Origin of the sequence: Hymenobacter sp. YIM 151858-1 (assembly GCF_025979705.1) — a bacterium.
Classification (GTDB): domain Bacteria; phylum Bacteroidota; class Bacteroidia; order Cytophagales; family Hymenobacteraceae; genus Solirubrum.
Map to the genome: position 1 here is coordinate 1,481,142 of NZ_CP110136.1, position 25,636 is coordinate 1,506,777.

The 25,636-nt window shown below is 63.6% G+C and carries 22 protein-coding genes; 10 read left to right on the forward strand and 12 right to left on the reverse strand.

Annotated features, from left to right (window positions below; translation table 11 throughout):
* Positions 1-32 precede the first annotated feature (32 nt).
* Positions 33-653: a fasciclin domain-containing protein gene (locus OIS50_RS06595; protein WP_264693528.1), complete on the reverse strand. Its 621-nt coding sequence runs from the start codon at positions 651-653 to the stop codon at positions 33-35.
* A gap of 183 nt (positions 654-836) precedes the next feature.
* On the opposite strand from OIS50_RS06595, the gene OIS50_RS06600 reads away from it, so the two are divergent.
* The gene (locus tag OIS50_RS06600) at positions 837-1,295 is read left to right on the forward strand and encodes a peptidylprolyl isomerase (protein ID WP_264693529.1); all 459 of its coding nucleotides are present in this window, start codon (positions 837-839) and stop codon (positions 1,293-1,295) included.
* A 74-nt stretch (positions 1,296-1,369) separates the two neighbouring features.
* On the opposite strand, the gene OIS50_RS06605 is transcribed toward OIS50_RS06600, so the two are convergent.
* Positions 1,370-2,902, reverse strand: a complete 1,533-nt coding sequence (locus tag OIS50_RS06605; protein ID WP_264693530.1) for a sigma 54-interacting transcriptional regulator — start codon at positions 2,900-2,902, stop codon at positions 1,370-1,372.
* Between the two features lie 359 nt (positions 2,903-3,261).
* Here OIS50_RS06605 and OIS50_RS06610 point away from each other — a divergent pair, with 359 nt between their 5' ends.
* Entirely contained in the window at positions 3,262-4,239 is a 978-nt protein-coding gene (locus OIS50_RS06610; RefSeq protein ID WP_264693531.1) for a c-type cytochrome, read from the forward strand.
* A gap of 117 nt (positions 4,240-4,356) precedes the next feature.
* Here OIS50_RS06610 and OIS50_RS06615 read toward each other — a convergent pair whose 3' ends face one another.
* Positions 4,357-5,460, reverse strand: coding sequence for a vWA domain-containing protein (locus tag OIS50_RS06615; protein WP_264693532.1), 1,104 nt, complete (start codon positions 5,458-5,460; stop codon positions 4,357-4,359).
* 153 nt (positions 5,461-5,613) lie between these two features.
* Here OIS50_RS06615 and OIS50_RS06620 point away from each other — a divergent pair, with 153 nt between their 5' ends.
* The 3 genes from OIS50_RS06620 (at position 5,614) to OIS50_RS06630 (ending at position 7,443) form a co-directional block, all read left to right on the forward strand.
* Complete coding sequence (locus OIS50_RS06620) at positions 5,614-5,895, forward strand: DUF427 domain-containing protein (protein ID WP_264693533.1); 282 nt, start codon at positions 5,614-5,616, stop codon at positions 5,893-5,895.
* A 94-nt stretch (positions 5,896-5,989) separates the two neighbouring features.
* Entirely contained in the window at positions 5,990-6,652 is a 663-nt protein-coding gene (locus tag OIS50_RS06625) for a hypothetical protein (protein ID WP_264693534.1), read from the forward strand.
* 158 nt (positions 6,653-6,810) lie between these two features.
* Positions 6,811-7,443 (forward strand): hypothetical protein, encoded by a 633-nt coding sequence (locus OIS50_RS06630; protein ID WP_264693535.1) that lies wholly within the window; start codon positions 6,811-6,813, stop codon positions 7,441-7,443.
* Between the two features lie 86 nt (positions 7,444-7,529).
* Here OIS50_RS06630 and OIS50_RS06635 read toward each other — a convergent pair whose 3' ends face one another.
* Positions 7,530-8,507, reverse strand: a complete 978-nt coding sequence (locus OIS50_RS06635) for an acyl-ACP desaturase (protein WP_264693536.1) — start codon at positions 8,505-8,507, stop codon at positions 7,530-7,532.
* Positions 8,508-8,633: 126 nt separating this feature from the next.
* Positions 8,634-10,250, reverse strand: coding sequence for a hypothetical protein (locus OIS50_RS06640; RefSeq protein WP_264693537.1), 1,617 nt, complete (start codon positions 10,248-10,250; stop codon positions 8,634-8,636).
* 74 nt (positions 10,251-10,324) lie between these two features.
* Here OIS50_RS06640 and OIS50_RS06645 point away from each other — a divergent pair, with 74 nt between their 5' ends.
* Positions 10,325-11,992, forward strand: a complete 1,668-nt coding sequence (locus OIS50_RS06645; protein WP_264693538.1) for a glycosyltransferase family 39 protein — start codon at positions 10,325-10,327, stop codon at positions 11,990-11,992.
* 141 nt (positions 11,993-12,133) lie between these two features.
* On the opposite strand, the gene OIS50_RS06650 is transcribed toward OIS50_RS06645, so the two are convergent.
* The 3 genes from OIS50_RS06650 to OIS50_RS06660 form a co-directional block, all read right to left on the reverse strand.
* Positions 12,134-13,081, reverse strand: a complete 948-nt coding sequence (locus tag OIS50_RS06650; RefSeq protein ID WP_264693539.1) for a glycosyltransferase family 2 protein — start codon at positions 13,079-13,081, stop codon at positions 12,134-12,136.
* Between the two features lie 6 nt (positions 13,082-13,087).
* Positions 13,088-14,395 carry an MATE family efflux transporter gene (locus OIS50_RS06655; protein ID WP_264693540.1) on the reverse strand — a complete coding sequence of 436 codons (1,308 nt, stop codon included), beginning with the start codon at positions 14,393-14,395 and terminating at the stop codon, positions 13,088-13,090.
* A 172-nt stretch (positions 14,396-14,567) separates the two neighbouring features.
* The gene (locus OIS50_RS06660; protein ID WP_413617040.1) at positions 14,568-15,590 is read right to left on the reverse strand and encodes a GNAT family N-acetyltransferase; all 1,023 of its coding nucleotides are present in this window, start codon (positions 15,588-15,590) and stop codon (positions 14,568-14,570) included.
* Between the two features lie 178 nt (positions 15,591-15,768).
* On the opposite strand from OIS50_RS06660, the gene corA reads away from it, so the two are divergent.
* Positions 15,769-17,001, forward strand: a complete 1,233-nt coding sequence (gene corA, locus OIS50_RS06665; RefSeq protein WP_264693541.1) for a magnesium/cobalt transporter CorA — start codon at positions 15,769-15,771, stop codon at positions 16,999-17,001.
* Between the two features lie 11 nt (positions 17,002-17,012).
* Here corA and OIS50_RS06670 read toward each other — a convergent pair whose 3' ends face one another.
* Complete coding sequence (locus OIS50_RS06670; protein WP_264693542.1) at positions 17,013-18,047, reverse strand: AAA family ATPase; 1,035 nt, start codon at positions 18,045-18,047, stop codon at positions 17,013-17,015.
* 12 nt (positions 18,048-18,059) lie between these two features.
* On the reverse strand, positions 18,060-20,798 hold the full coding sequence (locus OIS50_RS06675) for a hypothetical protein (protein ID WP_264693543.1): 2,739 nt from the start codon (positions 20,796-20,798) through the stop codon (positions 18,060-18,062).
* 139 nt (positions 20,799-20,937) lie between these two features.
* On the opposite strand from OIS50_RS06675, the gene OIS50_RS06680 reads away from it, so the two are divergent.
* Together OIS50_RS06680 and OIS50_RS06685 are read left to right on the forward strand one after the other, a co-directional pair.
* Positions 20,938-21,918 (forward strand): tetratricopeptide repeat protein, encoded by a 981-nt coding sequence (locus OIS50_RS06680; protein ID WP_264693544.1) that lies wholly within the window; start codon positions 20,938-20,940, stop codon positions 21,916-21,918.
* 93 nt (positions 21,919-22,011) lie between these two features.
* On the forward strand, positions 22,012-23,535 hold the full coding sequence (locus OIS50_RS06685; RefSeq protein ID WP_264693545.1) for an APC family permease: 1,524 nt from the start codon (positions 22,012-22,014) through the stop codon (positions 23,533-23,535).
* Positions 23,536-23,759: 224 nt separating this feature from the next.
* Here OIS50_RS06685 and OIS50_RS06690 read toward each other — a convergent pair whose 3' ends face one another.
* Together OIS50_RS06690 and OIS50_RS06695 are read right to left on the reverse strand one after the other, a co-directional pair.
* Complete coding sequence (locus OIS50_RS06690; RefSeq protein ID WP_264693546.1) at positions 23,760-24,458, reverse strand: carboxypeptidase-like regulatory domain-containing protein; 699 nt, start codon at positions 24,456-24,458, stop codon at positions 23,760-23,762.
* 198 nt (positions 24,459-24,656) lie between these two features.
* A complete protein-coding gene (locus OIS50_RS06695; RefSeq protein WP_264693547.1) occupies positions 24,657-25,076 on the reverse strand; it encodes a hypothetical protein in 420 nt (139 codons plus the stop codon).
* A 321-nt stretch (positions 25,077-25,397) separates the two neighbouring features.
* Between OIS50_RS06695 and OIS50_RS06700 the strand changes: the two genes are divergently transcribed.
* Positions 25,398-25,631: a hypothetical protein gene (locus OIS50_RS06700; RefSeq protein ID WP_264693548.1), complete on the forward strand. Its 234-nt coding sequence runs from the start codon at positions 25,398-25,400 to the stop codon at positions 25,629-25,631.
* Positions 25,632-25,636 lie beyond the last annotated feature (5 nt).

Below are 25,636 nucleotides of genomic sequence, written 5' to 3' on the forward strand. Positions count from 1 at the left end.
CCGCGCGGCATGCGGGCCTAGGTGCCGGCGGGCTATTCTTTGGGGGGCAGCAGCACCTTGTCAATCACGTGCAGCACGCCGTTGCTCGATACCACATCGGGCGTGCTCACGGTGGCGTTGTTCACGGTGATTTTGCCGTTTTTCACGCCGATTTTGATTTTCTGGCCGTTCAGGGTGGTTAGCTCCTGCCCGTCGCGCAAATCCATGGCCAGCAGACGGCTCTGGATGATGTGGTAGTTCACCAGGCCCTTGAGGTTTTCCTTGCTTTCGGGCTTCTTCAGGCCGGCCATGGCGCCGTAGGGCAGGTTTCTGAATGCGGCATTGGAAGGCGCAAACACGGTGTAGGGCCCCTCGTTGCCTAGGTTGCTGGCCAGCCCGGCCAGCTGGGCAGCCTCCAGCAACTGGCTCAGCTCGGGGGTGGCGGCGGTGTTTTGCGCCAGGGTTTTATCGGGTGTGAGCGAAACTTTACCCACCATTACGCCGGTGGTTTTGCCCATGCGCGCCGAGTCGGTGCTGGCATTGGGGTCGTAGCGGGAGGTATCGGCGGCGGCAGCTTCTTCGGCGCTGGCCGGGCCGGTGGTTTCGGTAGGGCCCGAGTTGCAGGCCGCCAGCAGCGCCAGCAGGCCGGCCAGGGGTACAAGGCGTTGGTACATGCAGGTAAGTGGAGTTGGGTATAGCCAAAAGTACGTGCCGGGTTGGCGTAGGGGTTGCCGGCACCTAGGCTGAATCATTGAGCGGCGGCCATTGTTTAACCACGGCAGCAAGGTACTGCGCCGAAAAGCTACCTTTGCGCCCTTACCACGGCCTTCGGGCCGTATTTACCGTAAACCCACCCCATGAAAACAGCCGAAATCCACACCAACAAAGGCGTGATGAAGGTCGAGTTCTTCGAGCAAGACGCCCCCAACACGGTTAAAAACTTCACCGACCTGGCCCAGAAAGGCTACTACGACGGCCTGAAGTTTCACCGCGTAATTCCCAACTTCGTTATTCAGGGCGGCTGCCCCAACACCCGCGACGGCGCCAAGGGCATGCCCGGCACCGGCGGCCCGGGCTACAAAATCGCCTGCGAAACCTCGGGCGGCAACCAGCGCCACGACCGCGGCATCCTGAGCATGGCCCACGCCGGCCGCAACACCGGCGGTTCGCAGTTCTTCATCTGCCACTCGCGCGACAACACCGCCCACCTCGACGGCGTGCACACCGTGTTCGGCAAAGTGGTGGAGGGCCTGGACGTGATTGACCAGATCAAGCCCAACGACTCGATCGACAAAATCGTGGTGAGCGAGGCGTAAGTTCCGCCCCATGGCCCACAAAAAAGCCCGGAGCGTTGGCTCCGGGCTTTTTTTGTGGGCCGTGGGGCTACGGTCTAGCGCCGGCGGCGCTTGCGCGAGTCAAAATCCTCTTCGTCCTCATCGTCGTCATCCGAGCCAAAGCTGGGCATCGTGAACATCGATGAAAACAAATCTTTAAACTGGGTGCCGGCCGTGAGGCGGTTGCGCGAAATCAGGCTCATCTCGGCCATGCCGTGCAAGGCAAACTCCATCCAGAAATACTGGTCGTTTTTGAGCAGCTCGGCTGGTACGCTTTGCTGCACCAGGTCGCGCAGGCCGGGCACGGCCTCCAGGGCAGTGCGGTAATCGGCTTCGGAGGCGTCGTTCAGCACATCAATCGTGTGCGCACCAAACCAATCCTGTACGGGCTTGAAAGCGTTGGGCTTGTCTTTCTGCTTTTTCACCTTCTCGGGGTCGGGGAAGTACTGCAGAAACTGCGTGCGCAGGGCTTTGCCCATCAGCTTTTCGGCCACGATGCCGGCTCCCTCCTGCTCGCCCTCGTACACCAGCTCCACTTTGCCGGTAATGGCCGGCACGGCCGCCAGAAAATCGGCTACCCGAATGCGCGTCGTTTCTTCGCCGTTGAGCAGGGCGCGGCGCTCGGCGGCCGCCACCACCTGCTCGTAGGCCGAAATGGTGAGGCGCGCCGACACGCCCGATTTAGCATCGACGTACTCCGAGCCGCGGGCCTCAATGGCCACCTGCTCAACCAGATCGAGCACTACCTCCGTGCCGGCCACGCGCTCCTGCTGCTCGGGCCGCAGGCGGGCCTCCTGGCGGGTAATGCGCTTGCCGATATCGATGGTTTTGGGGTAGTGCGTGATGATTTGCGCGTCGATGCGGTCCTTGAGCGGCGTCACGATGGAGCCGCGGTTGGTGTAGTCCTCGGGGTTGGCCGTGAACACGAACTGCAGATCGAGCGGTAGGCGCACCTTAAAGCCCCGAATCTGGATGTCGCCTTCCTGCAAAATATTGAACAGCGCTACCTGAATGCGGGCCTGCAAGTCGGGCAGCTCGTTGATGACGAAAATGCCGCGGTGCGCCCTAGGTATCAGGCCGAAGTGAATGACGCGTTCATCGGAATACGGCAGCTTTAGCGTAGCCGCTTTAATGGGGTCGGCGTCGCCGATGAGGTCGGCTACGGATACATCGGGCGTGGCCAGCTTTTCGGTGTAGCGCTCGGCGCGGTGCACCCAGGCAATGGGCGTGTCGTCGCCGCGCTCGGCTACCAGGTCGCGGGCGTAGCGCGAGAGGGGCTGCAGCGGGTCGTCGTTCAGCTCGGAGCCTTCTACCACGGGCATGTACTCGTCGAGCAGCTCCACCAGTTGGCGCGCAATGCGGGTTTTGGCCTGGCCACGCAAGCCCAGCAGGTTAATGTGGTGCAGGCTCAGGATAGCGCGCTGCAGATCGGGAATAACGGTTTCTTCGTAGCCGTGGATGCCCGGAAAGGCATTTTCGCGCCGGCGGAGTTTCTGGATAAGGTTATCGCGCAGTTCCTCGCGCACGGAGCGCGACCGATACCCCGCGGCTTTCAACTGGCCGAGGGTGCTGATTTGTTCGTGATTCATCAGGTAGTGCGGAATGGGTGGGCACATGCCCCCTGGCTCTAAACCACGAGGTAGGCACCTAGGTTCGAAGGCGATGCGCAGTTTACGCAAACCGCCGCGGGTAAGGCGCTTTTCCTTTCGCCTTCCACAAGCCAACGTTGCGCCCGATTGGCACCAACCGCGCACCCCTCTCGCTCCCGGGGTTCAAGCTAGCCTGCCGACCTAGGGCCCCGATGTAATTACCCAGCAGGCTCAGAATAAATCATCCAGTGTTAAGATGCTGTATAACAGCTCTTTACCGTTGCATCACATGATTATGCTAGTGCCTTGAGTGCAAGACAAAATTACTTTTGTCACACTCTCTTAACAGCCTTCTTATCATGAAAAAAGTCCTCAAGCTCCTCGGCCTGGCGCTGGCAACGGTATTGTTCGTGGCGGTGTGCGCCGCTGCGTTTGTGCAAGTGCGCGGCATTCCGAGCTACGACGTACCGAAGGTGCCGGCTCAAACCGTGGCCCTCACGCCGGAGCGCGTAGCACAAGGGCACAAAATCGTCAATGCGTTGTGCGGCGACTGCCACCTGGACCGCAACACGGGTACCCTCAGCGGCAAATTGCTGACCGAAGTACCACCGGAGTTCGGCAAACTTTACTCGGCCAACATCACCCAGGACAAAACGCACGGCATCGGCGCCTGGACCGACGCCGAGCTGATTGCTTTGCTGCGCACCGGCATCGGCCGCGACGGGCGCTTTCGCATCGTGATGCCCAACTTCGTGCACATGTCCGACGAGGACGTGGCCAGCGTGGTAGCCTACCTGCGCTCCAACAACCCGCAAGTGCAGGCCAACCCCACGCCCTCGCACGCGCAGGAGCCGTCGTTCCTGGCCAAAGCCTTGGTGAACACCGTGATGAAGCCCACGCCCGTGCCCACCTCGGCCGTGGCAACGCCACCCGCCTCCGATGCTGTGGCTTACGGCCGCTACCTGGTGGTGGGGCGCTACAAGTGCTACGACTGCCACTCCAAGGACCACAAGTCCAACAACGCCCTCGAGCCCGAAAAGTCGGAAGGCTACCTAGGCGGCGGCACCGCCTTCATCACCCCCGACGGCGAGGAAATTCCGAGCCGCAACATCACCATGGACCCCGAAACCGGCATCGGCGACTGGACGGAGGCGCAGTTTGTGCAATCGGTGCGCTACGGCCAGGGGCCAAACGGCACGCTGAAGCTGCCCATGCCCAAGTTTACCCTCATGGATGAGGCCGAAGCCAAGGCGATTTACGCCTATCTGCGCACCGTGCCCGTAATAAAAAATGCCACGCCCGAAGATGGCGCTGGCACCGCTGTGGCTGCGCGTTAGGGAAAAACGAAGTCCGGCACAAAAAACGGCCGCCCAACAAGGGCGGCCGTTTTGCTTTTGTATCCCTAGGTGCTCCGCGGCACAAACAAGGCAAATACCTAGGCAGCCGCTTGGGCCCTACAAATTCTTGCGGCGGTTACGCTTGTAGTCCTCGAAAATCAGGCCGCCCAGGCCTTTAAGCGAGCTATAATACGCCTTGCCCTGGTTGGTTTCGGTGAACTCGCGCACGAACTGCTGCAGGTACGGGTCGGAGGCAATCATGAAGGTGGTGATGGGGATTTTGAGGCGGCGGGCAGCGGCGGCCAGGTTCAGCGTCTTGTTCACCACTTTGCGGTCGAGGCCAAACGAGTTTTTGTAGTAGCCGCCGGGCTCCTTCAGGCAGGTGGGCTTGCCGTCGGTTATCATGAAGATCTGCTTGTTGGCGGTTTTGCGCTTGCGCAGCAAATCCATGGCCAGCTCCAGGCCCGCCACCGTGTTGGTGTGGTAGGGGCCCACCTGCAGGTACGGCAAGTCCTTCACCTCAATTTGCCAGGCATCGTTGCCGAACACGATGATGTCGAGGAAGTCCTTGGGGTACTTCTGCTTCACCAGCTCGGCCAGGGCCATGGCTACTTTTTTGGCCGGTGTAATGCGGTCTTCGCCGTACAAAATCATCGAGTGCGAGATGTCAATCATCAGCACCGTGGAGGTCTGGGTTTTGTGCTCGGTGTCGCGCACCTCCAGGTCGCCTTCGGTGAGCAGGTAATTGCCATCGAGGCCGTGGTTGAGCTGGGCGTTGCGCAGGCTCTCGGTCATCTCGATTTGCTCGATGGTGTCGCCAAACTGGTAGTCGCGCAGGTCGGTGGTCAGCTCGTCGCCCTGGCCCGCGTGCGGGGTGCGGTGGTTGCCCTGCGTGCCGCGCTTCAGCTTGCCGAAAATTTCTTCGAGGGCCGATTTGCGGATGAGCTGCTCCGATTTGGCCGTAATGCGCAGCTCGCCCAGTTGCTGCTCGTTTTCATCGATGTAGCCTTTCTTTTTCAGGTCTTCGATGAAGTCGCCCATGCCGTACTCGTCGTCGGTGAGGCCGTACTGCTTATCCAGCTCCGAAAGCCAGGAAAGGGCCTCCGCCACGTCGCCCGACGTGATGGTGACCAACTGCATAAACAACTTAAATAGCGTGTCGAAGCCCTTTTCGGTGGATTCTTCGGGCACAAAATCGCGGAAGCGGAAGCCAACTGCCATAGTTCAGAGGAATGTACCGGAAAACAACGGCCAACTCAGGTTAGTTTTTCGTTTGCGATAGAAGTAACACGTAACAGGTGACACGTGACAGGTTTTCCGGTAGTTATGCTCACTTGTTACCTGTTACTTGTCACCTTATCACCCCTATACCACATGAAAGCTATCTGGAACAATGCCGTGCTGGCCGAAAGCAATGATACCGTGGTGGTTGAAAACAATCATTACTTTCCGGCCGAGTCGCTCAACCGCGAATACTTCGAGGACAGCATAGCCCAAACCAGCTGCCCCTGGAAAGGCCGGGCCAGCTACTACTCGGTGCGCGTAAACGGCGAGCTGAACAAGGATGCCGCCTGGTACTACCCCGATCCGAAACCTGCGGCCGAAAATATTCGTAATCGCGTGGCCTTCTGGAAGGGCGTGCAAGTGGTTCGGTAGCAGTTTTTGTAACCCGCTGCCAACACTCGCGTTTGCATATATGGATTTCCATATTTGCTTTGCTACTTCTTCTCCACTCCTTTTTCAGCAACTCATGAAATTTTCTGCTACGGCCTGGTGGTTTGGTGCCGCCGCCCTGCTTCTTACGGCCAGCTGCGACTCGGCGCGCAACGCGACCGACGATGCGACGAGCGACGCCGCTGTTTCGACTGCCGTTGAATCCACTCCCGCCGACGTTACCTTCAACCGCGACCTGACCCAGGGCGAATACCGCTTCCAGGTGCAATCGGCTAACCTCGACAACGGCCAGCAGCTTACCATTCGTACCCGCCGGGGCGACGCGCTGGTTACCGACCCCATTCGCCTGAACGTGCAAGGCAGCGTTACCGATGCCATCATGGGCGACCTGAACGGCAACGGCAACCCCGAGCTGTACGTGATTACCAGCGGCTCGGGCACGGGCTCGTTTGGCGGCGTGGAGGCTTACGAGTTTGTGGAGCGCGCTTTCCGCCCCATTCAGGCTCCGCCCAAGCTGAGCGCCGACCTGGCTGCCGGCTACAGCGGCCAGGATAAGTACGAGGTGCGCGGCAACCGTTTGGTGCGCACGTTCCCGGTAAGCGCGGGCACGGCCAGCGGCACTACCACCTCGGCCGATGCCGGCACCACCGGCAGCACCCGTACCGTGGAGTACACCCTGAACAAGGACGGCATGCTGATGCCCGTGAGCACGCCTGCCGGCACCAACAACAAGCGCTAGTACCCACTGCCAGCTATTGCTCAAAAGCCCGCCTCCCAGGCGGGCTTTTTTGTTGGGCGGCAGGGCGGCCGCCGCAGGTGCGCAACTCATTAGGCGGCAGGGCGTTTGTATAAGGCAATTGTGTGCCGAAGGCATCCGCTCATCCATTTGCCTGCTTTATGACCAGCCCTGCCTTTTGCCTGCGCCCCGCTGCCCTGGGGTGGCTGGCGGCGGCCCTGCTTAGCAGCTGCGACTCGCAGCGCACGGCCACCGAAACCGCCGCCCCCAACCCCACGGCCAGTACCGCCGTGCCCGCGCCGAACGAGAGCTTCCGGAAAGAGATGAGCCGCGGCGACTACAATTTTGCCGTGCGCACCGTAGGCAGCGGCTCGCAGCGCCAGCTTACGCTGGAGGCCAAACGCCTGGGCCGCGAGCTGATGGCCTCCAGCACCAGCATCGAGGGCGTGGTGGCCGATGCCGTGGTTACCAACCTCAACAACGACGATTACCCCGAGCTGCTCGTGTTCATGAACGCGGCCGGCAGCGGCTCGTACGGCAAGCTCGTGGGCTACGAATTTCTGAGCCGGGGCCGCCGCAACCTGGTGTTGCCGGCCCTCGATGGCCCTGCCGCGGTGGGCTACCTAGGCCACGACTCGTTTCGGGTTGAGGACCGCAAAATCATCCGCAGCTTTCCGGTGTACCTGCCCACCGACCCCAACAGCTCGCCCTCGGGCGGCACGCGCGTGGTGGAGTACGAACTGCCCAAACAGGGCGGCTCCATTACCATGGTGAGGCACCGCACGCTGCCCTAGGTGCCCGGCCCGGGCGGCTACCAAAACACCGCGCCCCGGCCTGCAGGCAGGTCGGGGCGCGGTTGGTATTCCAACACGTTCAGCGGCTACTCAATCCACTTGAACTTGTACTCGAGCTTGGGCACCGGCATGCGGTCGGCTACGCGGCGCAGGCGGGCCGGCAGGGCCATGATGTAGTCGCGGGCTTTTTCGGCCTGGCCGTTGAGGCCGGTAATCTGGTCGATTTTCCATGTGTTGATCAGGCCTTCCAGAATGTCGGTGTAATCCTGGCTGGTGTACACGCCCAGGCGCTGGGCGGCATCGGTGAAGTGGCCGAAGGTTTTGCCCATCTCCACGCCCAGCTCGCGCATGTAGTGCGCGGGCATCACAATCTTCTTGCGCATCATGTCTTCGAAGGCGAGCATCATTTCCGACGGGTCTACTTCAAAGATTTTCTCCACGAAGGTTTGGTACACGCGGGCGTGGCGCGATTCGTCGCCGGCAATCATACCGCAAAGCTTGGAAAGAGCCCCGTCGCCGGCTTTGCGGGCCAGGGTGCCCACGCGGCGGTGCGAGAGGTTGGTAGCGGCCTCCTGATACGAAGTGTACACGAAAGCGCGGTACGGATCGTGGGCGGTGCCCAGGTCGAAACCGTCGGCAATAAGGTACTGGGTACTGATTTCGAACTCGCGCATGTTTACGCGGCCACACAGGTAGAGGTAGCGGTTCAGCAGGTCGCCGTGGCGGTTTTCCTCGGCCGTCCAGCCCCGGATCCACTGGGCCCAGCCGTTGTTGGGGTCGCGGTTCAGGTTGTCGAGCGAATGAAACCAGGCTTCGTAGTTGGGCAGCGCTTCTTCGGTGATGGTGTCGCCGATAAGTACGGCCAACAGGTCGTAGCTCAGCTCCTTGGCCCGCTCGCGCAGGGCCTTCACTTCGTCGAAAAAGTTGTCGAGGCGCGAATCGGGCAGAAAATCAGAGGGCTGCCAGCTGTCTTCAACTTTCTTGAGGAAAGTACCAATGTTCTCACGCAGAAATACTTCGAGGTGCTCAAGTACTTCGCCGCGCGATGTCATGGAGGCAATCATGTACGATGGGGAAAAGAGGTGATGAGGGGATGTTGGAGCAGTTGGGGAAAGCTCAAAAGTAGGCAATCGGCAGCAGCTTGTTACCACCGGTGCCTACGCGCTGCCTACTATACGTACAAAACGGCATTACGGCTGAACTGCCGGCCCGGCAATGGTACGGGCAGTGGGCCACGCTACGCCCACCCAATTGTACAAATAAACGCGCCAAAATGCGGCGGCCTCGCCGGGCGGCAGGTACAACACGGTATTGGGGCGTGCGGCCAGGCGGCGCAGGGCCTCGGGCTGGCTGCGCGTGCCGGTAAGCCGCTGCCGCAACCGCGCCTGCGAGGGGTCGAGGGTGTTCCAGCCCACCACCAGCAGCCAGGGCTTGCCGCCATCGGCCACGTACTGCCCAAACGGCGAAAGCGACTTGAACTGCTCCTCGAGCCCTACGGCCACCAATTGCCGCCCTTGCAGCTGTCGCTGCAGCTGCTCCAGTGCCCGGCTTCGGTGCGCTTCTTCGGCAGCCAGCACGCGGCTGCGGTGCAGCACTTTGTAGGCGTACAAGCCCGCTACCAGCACAGCCACACCCAGCAGCAGGCGGCGCCCTAGGTGCCCGATGGGCTGCCAACGCCCGGCGGCCTGCAGCACTGCGGCGGTGTGGCCCACCGTGAGCAGGGTAAGCAGCGGCCCGGCTATGCGGGGCGGCAGCTTAAGTACTACCCCCAGCCCCAACAGCAGCAGCCCCGCTCCCACCACGTAAAGCAGCCACCCCTTGCGCCTCGGCGGCGGCAAAGCACCTAGGGCTACCGATGCCAGCCACGCATTGAGGAGGAGCAGCGGAAAGTAGTCGCGCACCAATTGGCCCAGTACTGCCTGCAATTTGGCCGGCGCGATACGGCGCAGGAAATCAGGGTTGAGCTGAAACGCCCTAGCGAACAAGCCCTCATTGACGAGCGTGGAGTCGCCGAGCACCCAGTGCTGCACGGCTTGCGCCCCCAGGCTATCGGCGGGGCTGCGCGGGTTGGGCGCGTACAGCTGGTAATCGTTCGCGTTGGATTTCAGTACATCGAGCTGCCGGTAGCGTGCGGCTTCGGGGCTGCGCCCCAGGTGCAGCACCGCCCCACCAACCACGGCCACCCCGGCCGCCAGCCCTACCACCAGCCAGCCGCGCCGCCACCCGGCCAGCCAGGCCGCCGCGGGGGCTACCACGGCCAGGCCGAGCACGGCGGCACTGGGCCGGACAGCCCAGGCCATGGCAAACGCCACTACCGCCAGCAGCAACACCCCGCCCCTGCGCCGGCTATGGGCCTGGCGTTGGGCCCCGTACAGCACCGCGCCGCCGGCCAGCAACAGCGGCACCCGCACGTAGTTGAACCACATGAAATGCTCGAGCCCGGCCAGCAGCAGAAACGCTGCCAGGCAAGCCGTGCGGGCGCGGCCGCCCAGGTGCGGGCGCAGCAGCCCATCGAGCACGGCCGTGAGCAGCGCCAGCGCCAGGTACAGCAAGCCGTAGAGCAGCAGCCCGTACCACGGCACCGTGGGCCAATGCTGGTAGAGCGCGGCCAGCAGCCCGGCCCAGCCGTGCAGGTACAGGTGCAGGTTGGCGACGGGTTCGGCCGCCGTGCGCCCGCGCAACAGCAGCGTGATGACGAAGTCGTCGTTGGTTTCGTAGTAGCAGCCCAGCCCCAGCGCCACGAGCAGCAACAAGCCCAGGGGCAGCCCCCACATGCGCAGCCAGTAAGCCCGGATTTCGTGGTTCATCGGGGCGCAAGGTACGGGCTGCGGCGCATCGGTAGCGGCGGGGCGGGCTGCCGATTTCTGCGCAACTTGCCCCGGTGAATGCATTTGCCCGCCTGCGCCCCTGGCTGCCCACCCTCACGCTGGGGTTTGTGGTGGTGTTTACGGTGGCGTACTTCGTCTTCAGCCACGAAGGCCTCTACGCCCTCGACGACTACTTTTACGCGCGCTACGCCCACCAGCTGCTGCACGGCACGTTTCACCTAGGGCCCGACCCGCAGGGCCTGCTGCACGACCCCTTGCACGAGCGTTGGCTGATATTCGGGCCGGTGGCGCTGTGCTACGCCGCGTTTGGCCTGAACATCTGGAGCACCACGCTTTGGCCCCTGGTGGCTACGCTGCTCTGCTCGGTGCTGATTTGGGCCCGCTACCGCCGCCGGCAGCCCGTGGTGGCCTGCGGGGCCATGCTGCTGCTGGGTTTGCACTACTTCGCGCTCAACCTTACCAACTACCTCTACCCCGACAACATCAACATGCTGGCCTGCTTTGCCGCGGCCCTGGCCTTGCTGGTGGGCCGGCAGCCCGGCCGCCACGCGGTGCGCTGGGGCGCGGGGTTTGCCTTGCTGAACTTCGCGGCATTGCTCTGCAAGGAAACCGTGGTGTACTACGCGCCTTTTTACCTGGGCGTGCTGGGCCTTGATGCCGTGCGGCGGCAACACGGGCGGTTTTGGCTGGCGGCGTTTGCCACGGGCGCGGCTGTGCTGGCGGCTTACCTGGGCTTCTATCAGCTCCAGACCAACGATGCGCTGTACCGGGTGCACCTCATCGAAAACACCAACGAGTTTCTGAAGGAAGGCAACTACCTGCTGGGCAACCGCGCCGCCCTCTGGGCCCGCCTTACCCTAGGTCCGGTACAGTTTCTGGTGGGCACGGGGCTTGGTTTGGCGGTGTTGCTGGCCGTGGGCGCCGCGTTCCGGCCCACCGCTACCCAGCACCACGGCAGCAGCGCGCCGCCCGACGACGACCGGCGCTTCTGGCTGGGGCTGGCCTTCAGCACCTTGGCGTTCTACTGGTTTGGCAGCACCTCGCTCACGCAGTACAACCCCATTACGCTGCTGCCGCGCATGGCCACGCCGTTGTTGCCGCCGCTCTGCCTGGCCGCCGGCTACGGCCTCGCCGATGTGCTGCGCACCGGCCGCCGGGCGTGGCTGTATGCGCTGTTGCTGCTGGCCTGCGCCGCCTCCGACCGGGGCAGCGCCGCCATCCTGTACGCCGGCTGGGCCCTGGTGATGGGGGCCTTGTGGCTGGCTCCGCGCCTGCGCCGCCTGCAGCCCAACGGCCCGGCCTACGTGGCCCTGGGGTTGCTGGGCGTGGCTTTGGTACTGGCTTTGCGCCCGGCGCACTTCATGCGCAAGCCCAGCGTATCGGGCCACTTCCCGCAGCACCGCCTGATCCGGCAACACCTCGGCGGGCAGCAGCCGGGCGTGGTGTTCGTGGATGATTACCTGATCGGCAACTACGATTTTTACTACGCGTACGAAGTGCCCAGCGGGCTGCAGTACCGCCGCTACTGGGCCCGCGACTCGGTGCAGCTGCGCCCGCCGCAACAGGCCTGGCTGCTGCTAAACCGCGCCACGCTCAGCAACCCTGAACTCACGCGCAAGCTGCTCCGCTACTCCCCCGATAGCGTGCTGCGCTGGTACCCCAACCGCCAACTGGTGGCGCAGGATGGGCCGGTGGAGCTGTATTGGGTTAAGGAAGAATGAGGAAGGATGAAGGAGGATTTAGCGCCAGATAGCTCAGTGGTGTGCTACCAAATTCGGAAGCTTCGGCAGGCTAAACCGATTAGCGTTTTGGTCGCATAACACATTGCTTATCAAGGCGCATGTAGCCACAAAGAGCAACTTTTACTTCAATAGAAAGCCCAATACCCCAATGGCGTAATCGAGGGGTTTGGCTTGCTTGGTTTGGCGGAGTAGCCGGAACAGTTGGCGGGCCTCGGGGCCGCGGCCGAAGCGCACAGCCTGGCGCAGCTCCCAGCGCAAACGCGTGGCCAAGGCGGCCAGCTCGTGGGGGGTGCGGCACAGGGCCAGCGCCTTCTTGCACACCCGAATGGTGGAGGCCACGTACGGGTCGTGGGGGCGGTAGGCCTTGCGCGACATCGACTGCGGGTGCAGCCGCTTTTGGGTCAGCACTTCGTCCTGAAACCCAAACGCCCAGTTGCGCGCGGCCCGCACCCACAGGTCGAAATCCTCGTAGGCCAGCGTCTCGTCGTAGCCCCCTAGGTCGTCGAGCATCGGGCGGCTGAACATCATGGTGGGCGTGCTGATGAAGTAGCGGCGCAGCACCTCGGCAAACACGTCGCCGGCGGCGGGTACGGGGTGCACGGGGCGCCCGGCGGCATCGCGCCGGAAGTGGTAGCGCACGTGCTGGCCCTGCTCGTCAATCAGCTCACAATCGTGGTAGGCCACGCCGCACCTAGGGCCTTGCGCCTGCATAAAGGCTACCTGCCGGGCCACGCGCTCGGGCAGCAGCACGTCGTCGGTGGCAAAATCAATCACGTACGCCCCGCGGCTTTGGCGCAGCGCCTGGTTGAAAGCCTGGCAATTGCCCACGTTGCGGGGCAGCAGCAGCAGGTGCCAATGCGGGTGGCGGGCGGCGTAGCGGCGCAGCACCTCGGGGCTGCCGTCGGTGCTGGCGTCGTCGACCAGCCACACCTCCAGGTGCGGGTAGGTTTGGGCGGCTATGGAGTCGAGGGCCGGGGCCAGAAAGCGCGCGTGGTTGTGGCACAAGGCCACGATGGTAACCAGGGGCGGCACGGTGGCGGCGGGCGGGGCGAGCGGGACGGTAGGCACGGGCATTCAGCGACGAAAATACCGCCGAAAGTACAGCAGGCAGCACACCAGCACCGCGCCAAAGCGCAGCGCGTGGGCCAGCGGCGCGCCATACAGCCCCCACCACGGCAGCAGCAGCACCAGCAAACCCGCGTAAAGCGCCGCCGAAGCGCATTGCACCAGCACGTAGCGCATGGCGCGGGCCTGGGCCAGCAAGAGGTACAGGAGCGTCCAGGCCAGGAGCTTGGCCCAATCGCCGAGCAGCTGCGGGGCCAGCAGCTCGCGGGCAGCGGCAAAGCGCGCGTCGAACAACAGCGGCAACAGCCAATCGCGCAGCAGCCAGAGCACGGCAAAGCCTGCCGCCAGCACCACCGTCAGCAAGCCGAATACTGCCCGCACAAATGCGCGCTGCTCGGTGGGGCTCCCGGCCAGCGCCGCCACGCGGGGGTAGAACACGGCGCCCATTACGCCCGAAAATACCATGGTGTAGTTGTCGGAGAGCTTGGCTACGGCTTGCCACAGGCCGGTTTGAGCCAGGCTGAAGCGGGCAATCAGCAAATCGCGCACGGCAAAATCGAGGGCTTTGCTGCACAGCAATACGCTCAGGGCCATTACCAGATACCGGCCGAGCCCGGCTACCGCCGCTCGGCTGATGCGCAACCCAGGCCGGCCAGGCAGCAAGCCGTAGTGCGCGCACAGCCAGGCCGTGGGTACGGCCGTGAGCCCCTGGGCCAGCAGGTAAGCCAGCAACACCCAGCGCACCGGCCACTGGGCCCACAGCGCCGCGGCCACCGCCAAGGGCCCGAACAAGCTGAGCGCTACCGTGAGGCCGATGTAGGCCCGCAGCCGCTGCGCCGCCAGCAGCACCGCCGCCAGGTAGGCATGCACGGTGAGCAGCGTGATGCCGGCCACGAGCCCCAGCACCCAGGCCCCGCTTGGCCGAAAAGCATCGAGCAGGGCACCGCGCAGCACCGGCAGGGCCGCAAAGCCCAGCAGCAGCATGAGCAAATTCAGCCCTACCCCCGCCCCAAACCACGCCCGCCAGGCGCCGGAGCCGGGCCGCCGGGGCGCCAGGTACTTCACGATGCCTACGTGCACGCCGTCGTTGGGCAGCGTGGTGAGCAGGGCCATCAGGTTTTGGAAGTGCGCCAGCAGCGCGAGCCCGCCCGGGCCGCCGTACACCGCCAGCAACTTGTTGAGCGCCAGCGCCCCACCGGCCCGGGCCACCACCGAAACGCCCGAGCCCAGCGTGCCGCGCACAAACCGCGCAAGGCCGCTGGGCGGCGCGGGCAGGCTAGCGGCGGTGGTTTCGTCTTCGGCGGCGGGCAGGCTCATGCAAGGGCAGTACGGAAGCGCAAAGTACTACCGCGGGGCGAGTACCCCTAGGTGCCCGGCAACCGAGCGGCGCCTGGGAGGCTATGCTGATTGTATTGTACAGTTACTGAAACGCAGCTACGCCCCGCGCGGCGCCCCAATCCTCTTTCCTCATTCTTCCTTCTTCCTTAATTCAAAGCTCCCGCTCCAGCGTAAGCTTCAGGCTTGGCACGCCGCCTAGGTGGCGCTTAAACCGCAGCAACGATTCGTTGAGCCCGGTGGGCAGCGTGGAAGTGCCTAGGTCGAGCAGGCGCAGGCCGCTGGCTTGGGCAAAGGCATGCAGCCCGGCGTTCAGCAACACCACCGGGCTAAACGAGTTGTACTGCAGCGGGCTGGCCGGGTAAAAGTTGTAGAGCACGCCGCGGCCCGCCAGTACGGCCACCGTGAGGGCTACCCACTCGCCGGCGGCATCGCGCACCGAAAACAGCAGGTACTCGCGCGGAAAGCGCCGAAACAAGTCGAGGAGCTGCTCCTGCGTGAGCGAAAGCGCCTGGCCTTTTTCCTCGCGGCAGCGCCTGAGAAACTCGTAGGCCAGCGGCAGCAGCAGCGGGGGCTCCTGCTCCACCCGAAACCCGTGGCGCAGGCACTTGTGCAGGCGGCGGCGCTCCGAGGGGTGCAGCCGCGCCTCGTAAGCCTGATCCAGCGGCAGGTAGCTGTCGATTTCGGCCAGACTTACGCGGTTGCCGGTACGCTGCAGGGCTGCCACCAGTGGCCCCATGGTGCGGGGCTCGTAGGCAAAGGGCGCCAGGCGCTGCACCAGCTGCCGCGCGCCGCGGGCGGCCAGCCCTAGGTGCCCGAGCGTCAGCCACTCGTCGAGCACCCCGGCGGGTACATCGGGGCGCAACAGCTGCGGGCCGCCAAAGGGCGCCTGCCAGGGGCTGCGCGCCACGGCATCGGGGCCGATAAGCACTGGCCACCAGCCCACGGTTTGGGTCAGGTGGTGGTCTTCGAGCAGCACCAGCAGCCGTTGCCCCGCCGCGTTGGGTTGCGCTAGTTGGGTTGGCTGCACGTACAGGTACAGCTCATCGGCCAGGGGCAGCGCGGGCACTGGCTGGGCTTGCCAGCGCAGGTGGTAGCGGCCGTTGCCGCTCCGCAACGCGCACACCTCGCCCGAAACGGCAGCAGCAGACACGTCGGAGAAGGGCATTTCAGTCACGCAGGAAAGCAGGTAAGGCTGCGAAGGTAACGCAAAAAACGGCCGTAACTGGCTAAGCTGGCCCGGCCGCCCTAGGTGCCCAATACCGGCCGCGAACCAAGGAGCGGCACATTTTTGCCCGCGCCTGCGTAGCATTACGCCAAAGTGTGCTTTACCGCGCCCCCGTTCCCCGCTTTGTATGTCTGATTTGAACGCGGCCAATCCGCACCCCGCCACCTCCGGCACGTTTGCCAACACCGCTGCCCCGCCCCCGCCAGCCGCCGATGACGACGAGGAAGTCGACCAAACCACCAGCGTAGCCGACCGCGACGCCACCCGGCAGGCGCACATGAAAGGCGTGGGCGCCCGCCCGGGCACCCTCACGGTATCGGACGAGGCGCTGCCGCCTAGGTTGTTTTTGATGAGCTACGACACGGGCAGCTACGACGAATGCGAGTGCGCCAGCTACGACGAGCTGCTGCAACGCTTCCGGAGCCAGCCCGAGCGCCGCCACTGGATTGACGTGCGCGGCTACGGCGACGTGGAGCTGATGCGCCGCATCATGCAGGATTTCAGCCTGCACCCGCTGCAAATGGAAGACGTACTGGGCGACTACCAGCGCGCCAAAGTGGAGGTGAACGAAGACGGCCGCTTGTTCCTGGTGTCGCGCATGACGGAGTTCTCGCAGCAACTCGAAATCGACGACGACCAGCTGAGCCTGTTCACGGGGCCCAACTACGTGCTCTCGTTTCAGGACGACTACGAAGACTGCCTCGACTCGGTGCGGCAGCGCATTCGCTCGGGCTACAGCCAGATAAAGCAGCGCCCCCCGCTGTACCTCGCCTACGCCCTCACCGACGTGGTGCTCGACCACTACTACCCCACCATGGCCGCCATCGGCGACTACATTGAGGAGCTGGAAAACGTGATTTTGCGCGGGCGCCCCAACAAGCGCCTGCTGGCCCGCATCCTGCAGATCAAGAAGGATATCGTGCGCTTCCGGCGCCTGGTGTACCCCGAGCGCGAAAAAATTGCCGAGCTGCTGCGCATGCCCGACGAGATAGTGTCGGAGGACATGAAGGTGTTTTTCCGCGACTGCTACGACCACGCCATCCAGGCCCTCGACCTCACCGAGAGCTACCGCGAATCCGTATCGAGCCTCATCGACCTGTACATGTCGGACCAGAGCAACCGCATGAACGAGGTAATGAAGGTGCTTACCATCATCAGCAGCATCTTCATCCCGCTGAGTTTTGTGGTGGGTTTGTACGGCATGAATTTCCAGCGCGAAAACCCCAACGGCGGCATCAACCCCCTGAACATGCCCGAGCTGTACCACCCGCTGGGCTACCCGGTGCTGCTGGGTATTTTGCTGATTATCGTTTCGGGCCAGCTCATTTACTTCTACAGAAAAGGCTGGCTAAGCAATTGATAGTTTGCTGATTATAGCTCTTTAAATATTTCGTTAGCAAGTACCGCCGCCACCTGGCTCAGGCGCTCGGCAACGCTGCCGGTAAGCACGATATAGGGTATGCCGAGCAGGCCCAGCTGCACCAGTACCGCCGCCTGGTGGAAGGCCTGCGCCGCGGCCGGCGCCCGGGTACCATCCTGCTCGAACGGAAAATCGGGGGCGCACACGAAGGTGTGCTGGTAGCGCGTGCGGGAGGCTTCGGCCAGGGTGTGCAGCTCCGGTTCGGCGCGGCCGTAGTAGGCGTACGAGTAGAAGAGCGTGGTAATGGCGTTGGTATCCACGAACAGCCAATGCCGGGCCTGCGGCAGGGCTTCGTCTTCGAGCGCGCGGTGGCGGTGGGCAATGCGCAGCAGGTCGTCGTAGGCCAAGTGGCCTTGCTGCTCTTCCCACAGCGTGCGGCCGTACTCGGGCACGTAGCGGGTGCCAAAGTGCTGGCCCAGGGCCGCCGCCAGCGTCGATTTGCCGGTGCTCTCGGCCCCGAGCAGTACCACGCGCTGCACGTAGCCGGGCGAGGCAAAATGGGCCTGCACCACGGGGTGCAGCCAGTGGGTTTGGGCGTACACATCGGCGCGCACTTGCGTACCCGAAACGGGTACTTGCCGCCGGCTGGCATCCACCAACACGTGCTTGGCCCCTAGGTGCGCGGCAAAGCCCGGCCCGTAGGCCTCGCTGCTGAACACCACATCGATGCGCACACCTAGGGCCGCCAGCCGCTGCCGCACCCATTCGCGGTGCGCGTAATCGGAGGCCGTATTGGGCGGCAAATCGTCTGTTTCGGGCCGAAAGTACCTGATGCGCAGCGGCGTAGCCCCAATGGCCGGGCCCTGCGGCTGGGCATAAATGGTTTCGAGCCAGTGGGCGCGCACCGGGGCCGGCATGCGCCCAGGGTCGGGGTTTGAGTACACCCACACGTGCAGCTCGTCGCACTGGGCGGCCGCGGCCTCCAGCAGGTACTGGTGCCCTAGGTGCAACGGGGCAAATTTGCCCACTACCAAGCCACGGCGCATCTAATCAGCGGGTTAGTTCATGCGCAGGGCGGTGCGGCGCAGCTCGCGGCCCACAATGCGGTACAGCTGGTACAGCCCGGCGCTGGCATCGAAGGTGAGGCCCACGTTGGCCGCGTTGCTATCAAACGGCTGCCCGCCCACCAGCTGGTAGCGCGAATCGTAGATGTAGGCTTTGCCGGGGCCGGTTTCGGTAAGCACCAGCACCTGCCGCCCCTCCGCGAAGCTGAACACCTGGCACGACTTGGGCGCCGAGGTAACAAAGCGCTGCTCGAGCAGGCGGCGCCCGGCGGCATCGAAAACAGCCACCCGGCCCTGCCCGTCGTCGCGCAGCACCACAAAGCGCGTTTTATCCTGATCGGGCACTACCTGAAAGGTACTGGTGCGGCTCCAGGTGGTGAGGCGGCGCCGCTGGGTAATATCACCGCTCAGGCTAAAGCTGATCAGCTCGCCGTGCTGGTTGACCACCGTAATGCGCGTGCGCCGCAGCGTGGGGCCGGTTTCCACGAAGCCGCCCGTGTGCAGCCGCGCCCCCAGGCTGATGGGGAAGCCCGGCAAAGTGTTGCCCTCGAGGTCGTAGGCGAAGATGTAGCCGTTTTCGAGCGGAGCCAGCACCACGGTACGCCCCCCTACCCGCAGCAGCTGCGGGGCGGCGGCCAAGGCAAAATCGAGGCGCTTGGGCTGCCAAGCCGCCGGCGCGTTGCCGCGGGCGTTGAACAAGAACAAGCTCGAATACCGGTCGGCGGCCAGCAGATAGGCCGGTTGGCCGTCGGCAGCGGGCAAGCTGCTAATTGAGCCAAGCTGCACGGTGTCGGGCAGGTTCAGGGGGAAGTACGGCGCCATTTGCCCGCGTTCATCGAGCAGATGCAGGCGGTTGGGCGTGGCCAACAGCAGCCCGGGCCGCGCCCCGAACGCGCGCGGCAGCAAGCCCGGCGGGGCCACCAGCGGCGCCCCCAACGTATCGGACCAGGCCACGGTGTTGTCGGGCGTAACGTAGTGCAGGGCCCCGGTGCGGTCTTGCACCACGGTGGCCGGCGAGCGGCTGCCCTCGGTGGGCAACAGCACCGGCCCTAGGTCGGTAAGTCCGGCCTCGAAGCTGAGGCTGCTGCTGCTGCCATCGCGCGCCTGCGGCGTGGCCACGGCGGGCCCCACCGGCGGGTGGCGCAGCACCAGCTGCGTGTAGTACTGGCCGTTATCGGCGGGGGCAAACTGCAGCGCCACCTGCGGAAAGCGCTTGAACAGGGTTTCGTTGCGCAGCAGGCCGGCGCGGCGCTCCTCTACCAGCGCCCGCAGCAGCAGGTTCCAGGTATTGCGCGTGTCGAGCAGCAGGCTGAGGCGAGCCAGCGGCGTATTCTCCTGCAGAAAAGCCACCTGCGAGGGCGCACGGCTCCATACCTGGTCGGCGGCTATATCGGTGAGGTACGTGCGCAGGGCGGCGGCATCTTCCGCCAGCACGAGGTAGTCGCCTACCAAAGCCGTGGCCGCGCCACCACCCCCCGTGGCCCCGGTGGCAAACAACGAACCTAGGAGCCGCTGAGCCAGCTGCGGCACCGGCGCCTGGTGCAGCTGATACGGCCCCACCCGCTCGAAGCTGGGGCTGGTATTGGTGCGCCGCCGCAGCAAACCCAGCCACTGCGCCGTGCGGGCGGCGTTGCGGCTGCGCACCAGCACCAGGCGCCCCGGCAGCACCCGCGCCGAGGGCGTAGCCAGGTAGCACAAGGCCGCTTCGTCGTCGAGGGTGGCGGCGGTGCTGTCGATGAGGGCGGCGGCCAGCGTATCGGGGGCCGCTGCGCCGCGCGCAGTGCGCAGGGCCCGCGGCGAGGCGGCCAGGTGCAGCAGCACGGCCGTGCGGCTGCTCAGCACATCGGCCATGCGCAGGCGGCCGGCGGGCTGGCCGCGCAGTTGCTGGTGCAAGGAGCCGGCGGCCCGCTCTGGGTTCGAGAACCCGTTGAACAGCACCCGGTTACCGGTCAGCTTCATTTGCAGCATACCCTTGTCGCAGAGGCTGGCTACGGCCTCAAACTCGGCGCGCAGCTCGGGCCTAAAAAACACCTCCAGAAACGGCGGCAGCTGGCGGTAGTTCACCAGCACGGTCGCATCTACACCCTTGATTTTCAGGTAGTCGGTATCACCAAAGTCGGCTGCCACCGTGGGCTGGTTTTCGTGTTCGGTGCGCCGAACCACGGCTTCTACCAGCTCGGCGTTGGCGCTCAGCACCAAGGTGTTGCGGTAATTGAAGTACGTAATACCCCCGCCGGTGCTGCGCTGCCTGATTTGCGTGAGCTGGGCGCCCTCGTAGGTGCGCTGGCTTACCTCGAATCGCGCATCGCGGCCAATGCCCTCTACCAGGGTGCGCACCTGCCGATGCTCGCGCACGCTGCTCACGGGCACCACGAACAGCAGATCGAAGCTGCGCGGCCCGGTTACGTGCACCGAGGTAAGCACGGTTTTGGTGCCCAAAAAACCCAGCACCGAGTTGCGCTTGCCGCCGCCCAGGCTATCGAGAAGGGCCACGTGCTCCTCCACCTGCTGAAAGTAGCTGAGCGTGGCCAGGTTGTCCCACAGTTGCGTTTCCTTGAGGTGGCGCACCAGCGTGCGGTGGTCGTGGGTGGCGGTTACCAGCACGGCGTCGTCGGGCACCAGGGCCCACAGGTCCACGGGAGTACGGGCCTCGGCCCGGCGGTAGTACACGTACGACGCCAGCGCCGAAAACAGCAGTAACCCCGAAAGCAAAACCAGTAGGCGTTGCGACATGCAGTATCAATCAGGAACAACGGCGGCAAAGGTAGGTATTCAGGGCGCGGCGGCCGAAAGTTGAGCACGGCCCATGTAGCCGCTACGCCTGCGGTATACCTTTGCAAGCCTACACTACTGCCTTCCCCTTCATTTGCCTATGCGTTGGAATCTTACGCCCTATTATTCGCTACGTTTTACCCTATGCAAGCTGTTGGTGCTGATGGTCGGCCTAGGGCTTGCGTTGCCTGCCGCGGCTCAGCGCTTTTCGAATCCGCTGGCGGCTGTTAAACCGGCGCTGCAACGAAAGCTGATCAAAGAAGAATATGCCGAGGCCTTGACCGAGCTGAATCGGCTGTTGCAAACCGACAGCCTGAACCCCAATTATTTGTACTTGCGAGCCGAATGCCGAATGTTCTTCAAGGAACACGAAGCTGCTCTGCTCGACTATAACAAGGCCGAGCGTTTCGCCCCAAACGACGGGCTGCTGTTGGCCTCGCGTGGGGCTGCGTTCATGCATCTGCGGCGCTTTCCCGAAGCCCTGACCGATTTAAACCACGCTGCCGCTACGCATCCGAGGCAGCCGCTCGTTTTTCTGTACCGCGGGGTTTGCCGGCTGTATACCAACGACCTGCCCGGTGCATTGCTCGACCTGAACAAGGCCGTTGAATTTGGCCCCAACGAGGAGGAAGTTTGGACGTACCGCTGCATCGTGCAGATGGTTGCTGGCCGGTACACCGAGGCCAAGTTCAGCAGCTCCGAGCAAATCCGGCGTCATCCTAAAGACCCTTGCGGCTACGCCAACCGGGCCCTGTTGCAGCTGATTGCCAACAACACCACCCAAGCGCAACAAGATGCCGAACAAGCACTTAAGCTTAAGCCTGCCGATGAGCAGCTGCAGCTTATTAGTGCCTTTGTAGCCGAAAAGAGCGGCCAACAGGCTCAAGCGCAGCAACTCTACAATGAGCTAGCCGCCAAAGCAACCAGCAAAGGCTGGCTGTACCTCGAGCGCGGCGACTTACACATGCAAACCGGCAACATTACCGATGCTACTGCGGATTGGCAGCGTGCCGCCGACCTAGGCAATTCCGAAGCCGCTCAGCGTATCAGCGCCGGCTTTCAGGCTCCGCTTACCAAATAGTTGGATGGCGCTGGGCTTAACCTAGGTGCAAGCAGCGCTAGGATTTGTACCCAAACCTCTATATTCCTGCCCCATTTCACCTCCACCAGTTGCATGAGCGAACAACAAGGCCACTTTCAGCGGGCCATCGGGCTGTTTGATGCCATTATGATTGTAACCGGCAGCATGATCGGCTCCGGTATTTTTATTGTTTCGGCCGACATCGGCCGGCAGGTTGGCTCCAGCGGCTGGCTGCTGGTGGTGTGGCTGCTTACGGGCGTTATCACGCTGGCCGGGGCCGTGAGCTACGGCGAGCTGGCCTCCATGTTCCCCAAAGTGGGCGGCCAGTACGTGTACCTCAAAGAAGCCTACAATAAGCTAATTGCCTTTCTCTATGGCTGGTCGCTCTTTCTGGTGATTCAGACCGGGGTAATTGCCGCGGTAGCCGTGGCGTTTGCCAAGTTCACGGGGGTGCTTGTGCCATGGTTCAGCGTGAAAAACGTGCTGTTCAGCGCCGGCCCCGTGTCGTTGCCGCTCATCGGCGACTACACCTTCGAGTTCAGCAGCGTGCAGTTGCTGGCTATTCTGCTGATTGTGGGCATCACGGCCATCAACGCCCGGGGCGTGCGGGCCGGCAAGCTCATCCAGAACGTGCTGGGCAGCACCAAGCTGGTGGCGCTGGCGCTGCTGATTTTGGGCGGCCTCACGCTGGGGCTGAACGCCGAAGCCGTGCAGGCCAACTTCTCGAACATGTGGCAGCAAATGAGCTTTCCGCCCCCCGGCGAAAGCTGGCTCCCTAGGTCGCTGAGCACGGGCGGGCTGGTGGTGGCCATCGGCATGGCCATGACGGGCTCCCTGTTCTCCTCCGACTCCTGGAACAACATCGGTTTCGCGGGCGAAGAAATCAAGAACCCCGAGCGCACGCTGGTGCGCAGCATGGCCATCGGCACGGCCATCGTAACGGCGCTCTACATCCTCTCGAACGTGGTGTACCTGCTGGTGCTGCCGCTGCAAGGCTCGCCCGATGCCACCACCATTGCCGGCCGCGGCATTATGTACGCCACCGACGACCGCGTGGCCACCGCCGTGGCCGAGCACGTGCTGGGCCCCTCGGGCGCGGTGGTGCTGGCGGTGCTCATCATGCTCAGCACGTTCGGGGCCAACAACGGCATCATCCTGTCGGGGGCCCGCGCCTACTTTGCCATGGCCAAAGACGGGCTGTTTTTCCCCGGCCTGGCTCGCCTGAACGCGGCCGGCGTGCCTGCCCGCGCCCTGTGGGCCCAGTGCCTGTGGGCCTGCCTGCTGTGCCTGAGCGGCTCGTACGGGCAGTTGCTGAACTACGTGATGTTCTCGGTGATCCTGTTCTACGTCATCACCATCGTGGGCATTTTTGTGCTGCGCCGCACGCGGCCCGAGGCCCCGCGCCCCTACCGCGCCTGGGGCTACCCGGTGCTGCCGGCCATTTATGTGCTGCTGGCCAGCATGTTCTGCCTGATTTTGCTGTTTGCCGAGCCTACCGCCGAATTCTCGCGGCGCGGGCTGCTGCTTGTGGCTTTGGGCGTGCCGGTGTACTTCTTCTTCGGGCACCGCTTTGCGGGCACCGCCACCGAAAAGGCCAAGGAGAAAACCACCACCTAGGGCTGACCTTGCTCCCCTCAACGCAAACACAACGGCCGCTTGCCCCAGGGCAAGCGGCCGTTGTGTTTGCACCCGGCACCTGTGTTGCCAGGCCCTAGGTGCTTGCGCAAGCTTACCCAACAGGCAGCACCGCAAGCTCCGGCCAATAGCGCCCAAAAACAGGCACGCCACCCGCGCGGCTTCCGAAGAAACCACCCGGATGGCGTGCGTTGCACATGCTAGCCTTAGCGCCGACGGCGGGTCGATTTCTCGCTCGGTACCAGGGTTACGTTCATGGCCTGATCGGAGCGGCTGCGCATTTCCTGGTCTTCGTAGCCGCCGTAGCCGTACACCAGCGTGTTGTCGCCGGCGGGTACCTCCACGGCGTACTTCCCGTTCTGGTCGGTGCTCACCACCTTGCGCGTGGCTTTCACATACACCGTGGCCCCGGCCAGGGGGCGGCCGTTCTCATCCAGCACGCGGCCGGCCAGCGTAACGGTGCGGGGGGCTTCTTCAACCACTGGAGCAGCGGGCTCGGGGGCGGCCACGGGCTCGGCCTCTACCGCCGGAGCAGCTACCTCAGTTGCCGGAGCGCCTGGCTGGGCTGCCACAGCAGCCGTTTTGGGCCGAACCACCGGCTTTAGCGGGGTTTTGGAAGCCACGGCTTTGTCGGCTTCCTCCTCGGTTTCCGCCTTTGGTGCTTCGGCGGGCTTTTCGGCTTCGCGGGTGCCCACTACGCTCGCGCCCATCAGCTCGAACGAGGGCATTTGGCCGTTGGCGATACGCTCGCGGTTTTCGGCCGGTACAAAGGCAATAGCGGCGCCAATCATCAGCACTACTGCGCCGGCTATCATCCCGAGCTTGCGGTTGCCCGAATCCAACGAGGCCTCCTCGTCGAAATCAGCTTGCTGCTCGGTATTATTTGGTTCGTAATCAACTTTCATAGGCAATTGAGCTGTAGGTGGTAAGATGAGTGGGAGAAAAGTAGAACGGATCAAGCGCAGCCGAACAGCGCCGGCGCGCTTGGTGCTAAATTTATTGAGCAAATAATATTAAACCGCAAAACTGCAATAACATTTTGCGCACAAAAAAGCCCCGCCGCCACAAGGGCAACGGGGCTTGCTAATCAGGGGGTTGGCGGGCTAGTCCTGGGCGGGGTTGCTGGGGCCGCTGGGGGCTTTGTCGCCAAACTTTTGCTCGCGGGTGCGCAGGTTGGCTTCGTAGTCGAGCTCGTAGCTGCCTTCTACCTCGTGGCCGGGGCCCTGCACTTTGCCGGGGTCGGTGTCGTGGTCGTTGCCGCCGTAGGGCGTAATGTCGTCGCCGCCGATGTGCAGGTTTTCGAGCTGATCCATCTGGCCGGTGCGCTGGCTGTAGCCGTTGGCGCCGGCGTTGCGGTAGGCGGTGGGGTCTTTGTCGACGTCGGTGTTGTTGTTGACGATCTGCTCAAAGTCGCGCTCCTGCTCCTGCTGCTCATCGCGCCTGGCCACGTTTTTCTGACGCTTGATTTGTTCGTTTTCGTCGCCTTCGGTTCCTTCGACGTTAAAGTTCAATGGGTTAGGCATATCGTTCAGCGATTAGGTTCTGGTAGCTTGTACGCGCCGGCCGCATTAGCGTTGGCTTGCTCCTGCCAAACCCTAGGTGCGTTTACCGATGGCCTGCCTGGCGGAGACCTGACCGGCAGAACCAGAGCCCAATCCCCCGCGTGCAACCATTGCCCAAACCTCGCTGTTGGTGAGGCGCCAATGCCCGATAACCCAGGGCTGACTAATTTCGGGCCCTGCGCCGGCATTTCCGTTACGGCTGCCGGGCGCTACCCGCTTCTACTTTCAGCTAAGCCGTTCAGCATTTGTGCTTTCGGCTGATGCTCCCTTCAAACGCCTTCCATGAGTGACAAACCCGATTACCGCAAGCTCTACCACCCCGGCGCGTTCAACGCGTGGCAGTACATTGCCTTCACGGGCGTAATCATGAGTCTTGGGGCCCAGTTGGTGCTGTTTTTACTTCAGCAACCGCGCCCGCAGGGTTTTCACTGGCTGTATGTGTGCTGGGCGGTGTTGTTCGTGCTAGGCTCGCTCAGCAACCTCTACGGCAAGCCCGACGACCATCATCACCACTAAGCGGC

What these genes read in the sequence shown, in the direction of transcription:
- OIS50_RS06595 (WP_264693528.1), bottom strand. Translation starts at nt 653, where the DNA reads ATGTACCAACGCCTTGTACCCCTGGCCGGCCTGCTGGCGCTGCTGGCG.
- OIS50_RS06600 (WP_264693529.1), top strand. Translation starts at nt 837, where the DNA reads ATGAAAACAGCCGAAATCCACACCAACAAAGGCGTGATGAAGGTCGAG.
- OIS50_RS06605 (WP_264693530.1), bottom strand. Translation starts at nt 2,902, where the DNA reads ATGAATCACGAACAAATCAGCACCCTCGGCCAGTTGAAAGCCGCGGGG.
- OIS50_RS06610 (WP_264693531.1), top strand. Translation starts at nt 3,262, where the DNA reads ATGAAAAAAGTCCTCAAGCTCCTCGGCCTGGCGCTGGCAACGGTATTG.
- OIS50_RS06615 (WP_264693532.1), bottom strand. Translation starts at nt 5,460, where the DNA reads ATGGCAGTTGGCTTCCGCTTCCGCGATTTTGTGCCCGAAGAATCCACC.
- OIS50_RS06620 (WP_264693533.1), top strand. Translation starts at nt 5,614, where the DNA reads ATGAAAGCTATCTGGAACAATGCCGTGCTGGCCGAAAGCAATGATACC.
- OIS50_RS06625 (WP_264693534.1), top strand. Translation starts at nt 5,990, where the DNA reads ATGAAATTTTCTGCTACGGCCTGGTGGTTTGGTGCCGCCGCCCTGCTT.
- OIS50_RS06630 (WP_264693535.1), top strand. Translation starts at nt 6,811, where the DNA reads ATGACCAGCCCTGCCTTTTGCCTGCGCCCCGCTGCCCTGGGGTGGCTG.
- OIS50_RS06635 (WP_264693536.1), bottom strand. Translation starts at nt 8,507, where the DNA reads ATGATTGCCTCCATGACATCGCGCGGCGAAGTACTTGAGCACCTCGAA.
- OIS50_RS06640 (WP_264693537.1), bottom strand. Translation starts at nt 10,250, where the DNA reads ATGAACCACGAAATCCGGGCTTACTGGCTGCGCATGTGGGGGCTGCCC.
- OIS50_RS06655 (WP_264693540.1), bottom strand. Translation starts at nt 14,395, where the DNA reads ATGAGCCTGCCCGCCGCCGAAGACGAAACCACCGCCGCTAGCCTGCCC.
- corA (WP_264693541.1), top strand. Translation starts at nt 15,769, where the DNA reads ATGTCTGATTTGAACGCGGCCAATCCGCACCCCGCCACCTCCGGCACG.
- OIS50_RS06670 (WP_264693542.1), bottom strand. Translation starts at nt 18,047, where the DNA reads ATGCGCCGTGGCTTGGTAGTGGGCAAATTTGCCCCGTTGCACCTAGGG.
- OIS50_RS06675 (WP_264693543.1), bottom strand. Translation starts at nt 20,798, where the DNA reads ATGTCGCAACGCCTACTGGTTTTGCTTTCGGGGTTACTGCTGTTTTCG.
- OIS50_RS06680 (WP_264693544.1), top strand. Translation starts at nt 20,938, where the DNA reads ATGCGTTGGAATCTTACGCCCTATTATTCGCTACGTTTTACCCTATGC.
- OIS50_RS06685 (WP_264693545.1), top strand. Translation starts at nt 22,012, where the DNA reads ATGAGCGAACAACAAGGCCACTTTCAGCGGGCCATCGGGCTGTTTGAT.
- OIS50_RS06690 (WP_264693546.1), bottom strand. Translation starts at nt 24,458, where the DNA reads ATGAAAGTTGATTACGAACCAAATAATACCGAGCAGCAAGCTGATTTC.
- OIS50_RS06695 (WP_264693547.1), bottom strand. Translation starts at nt 25,076, where the DNA reads ATGCCTAACCCATTGAACTTTAACGTCGAAGGAACCGAAGGCGACGAA.
- OIS50_RS06700 (WP_264693548.1), top strand. Translation starts at nt 25,398, where the DNA reads ATGAGTGACAAACCCGATTACCGCAAGCTCTACCACCCCGGCGCGTTC.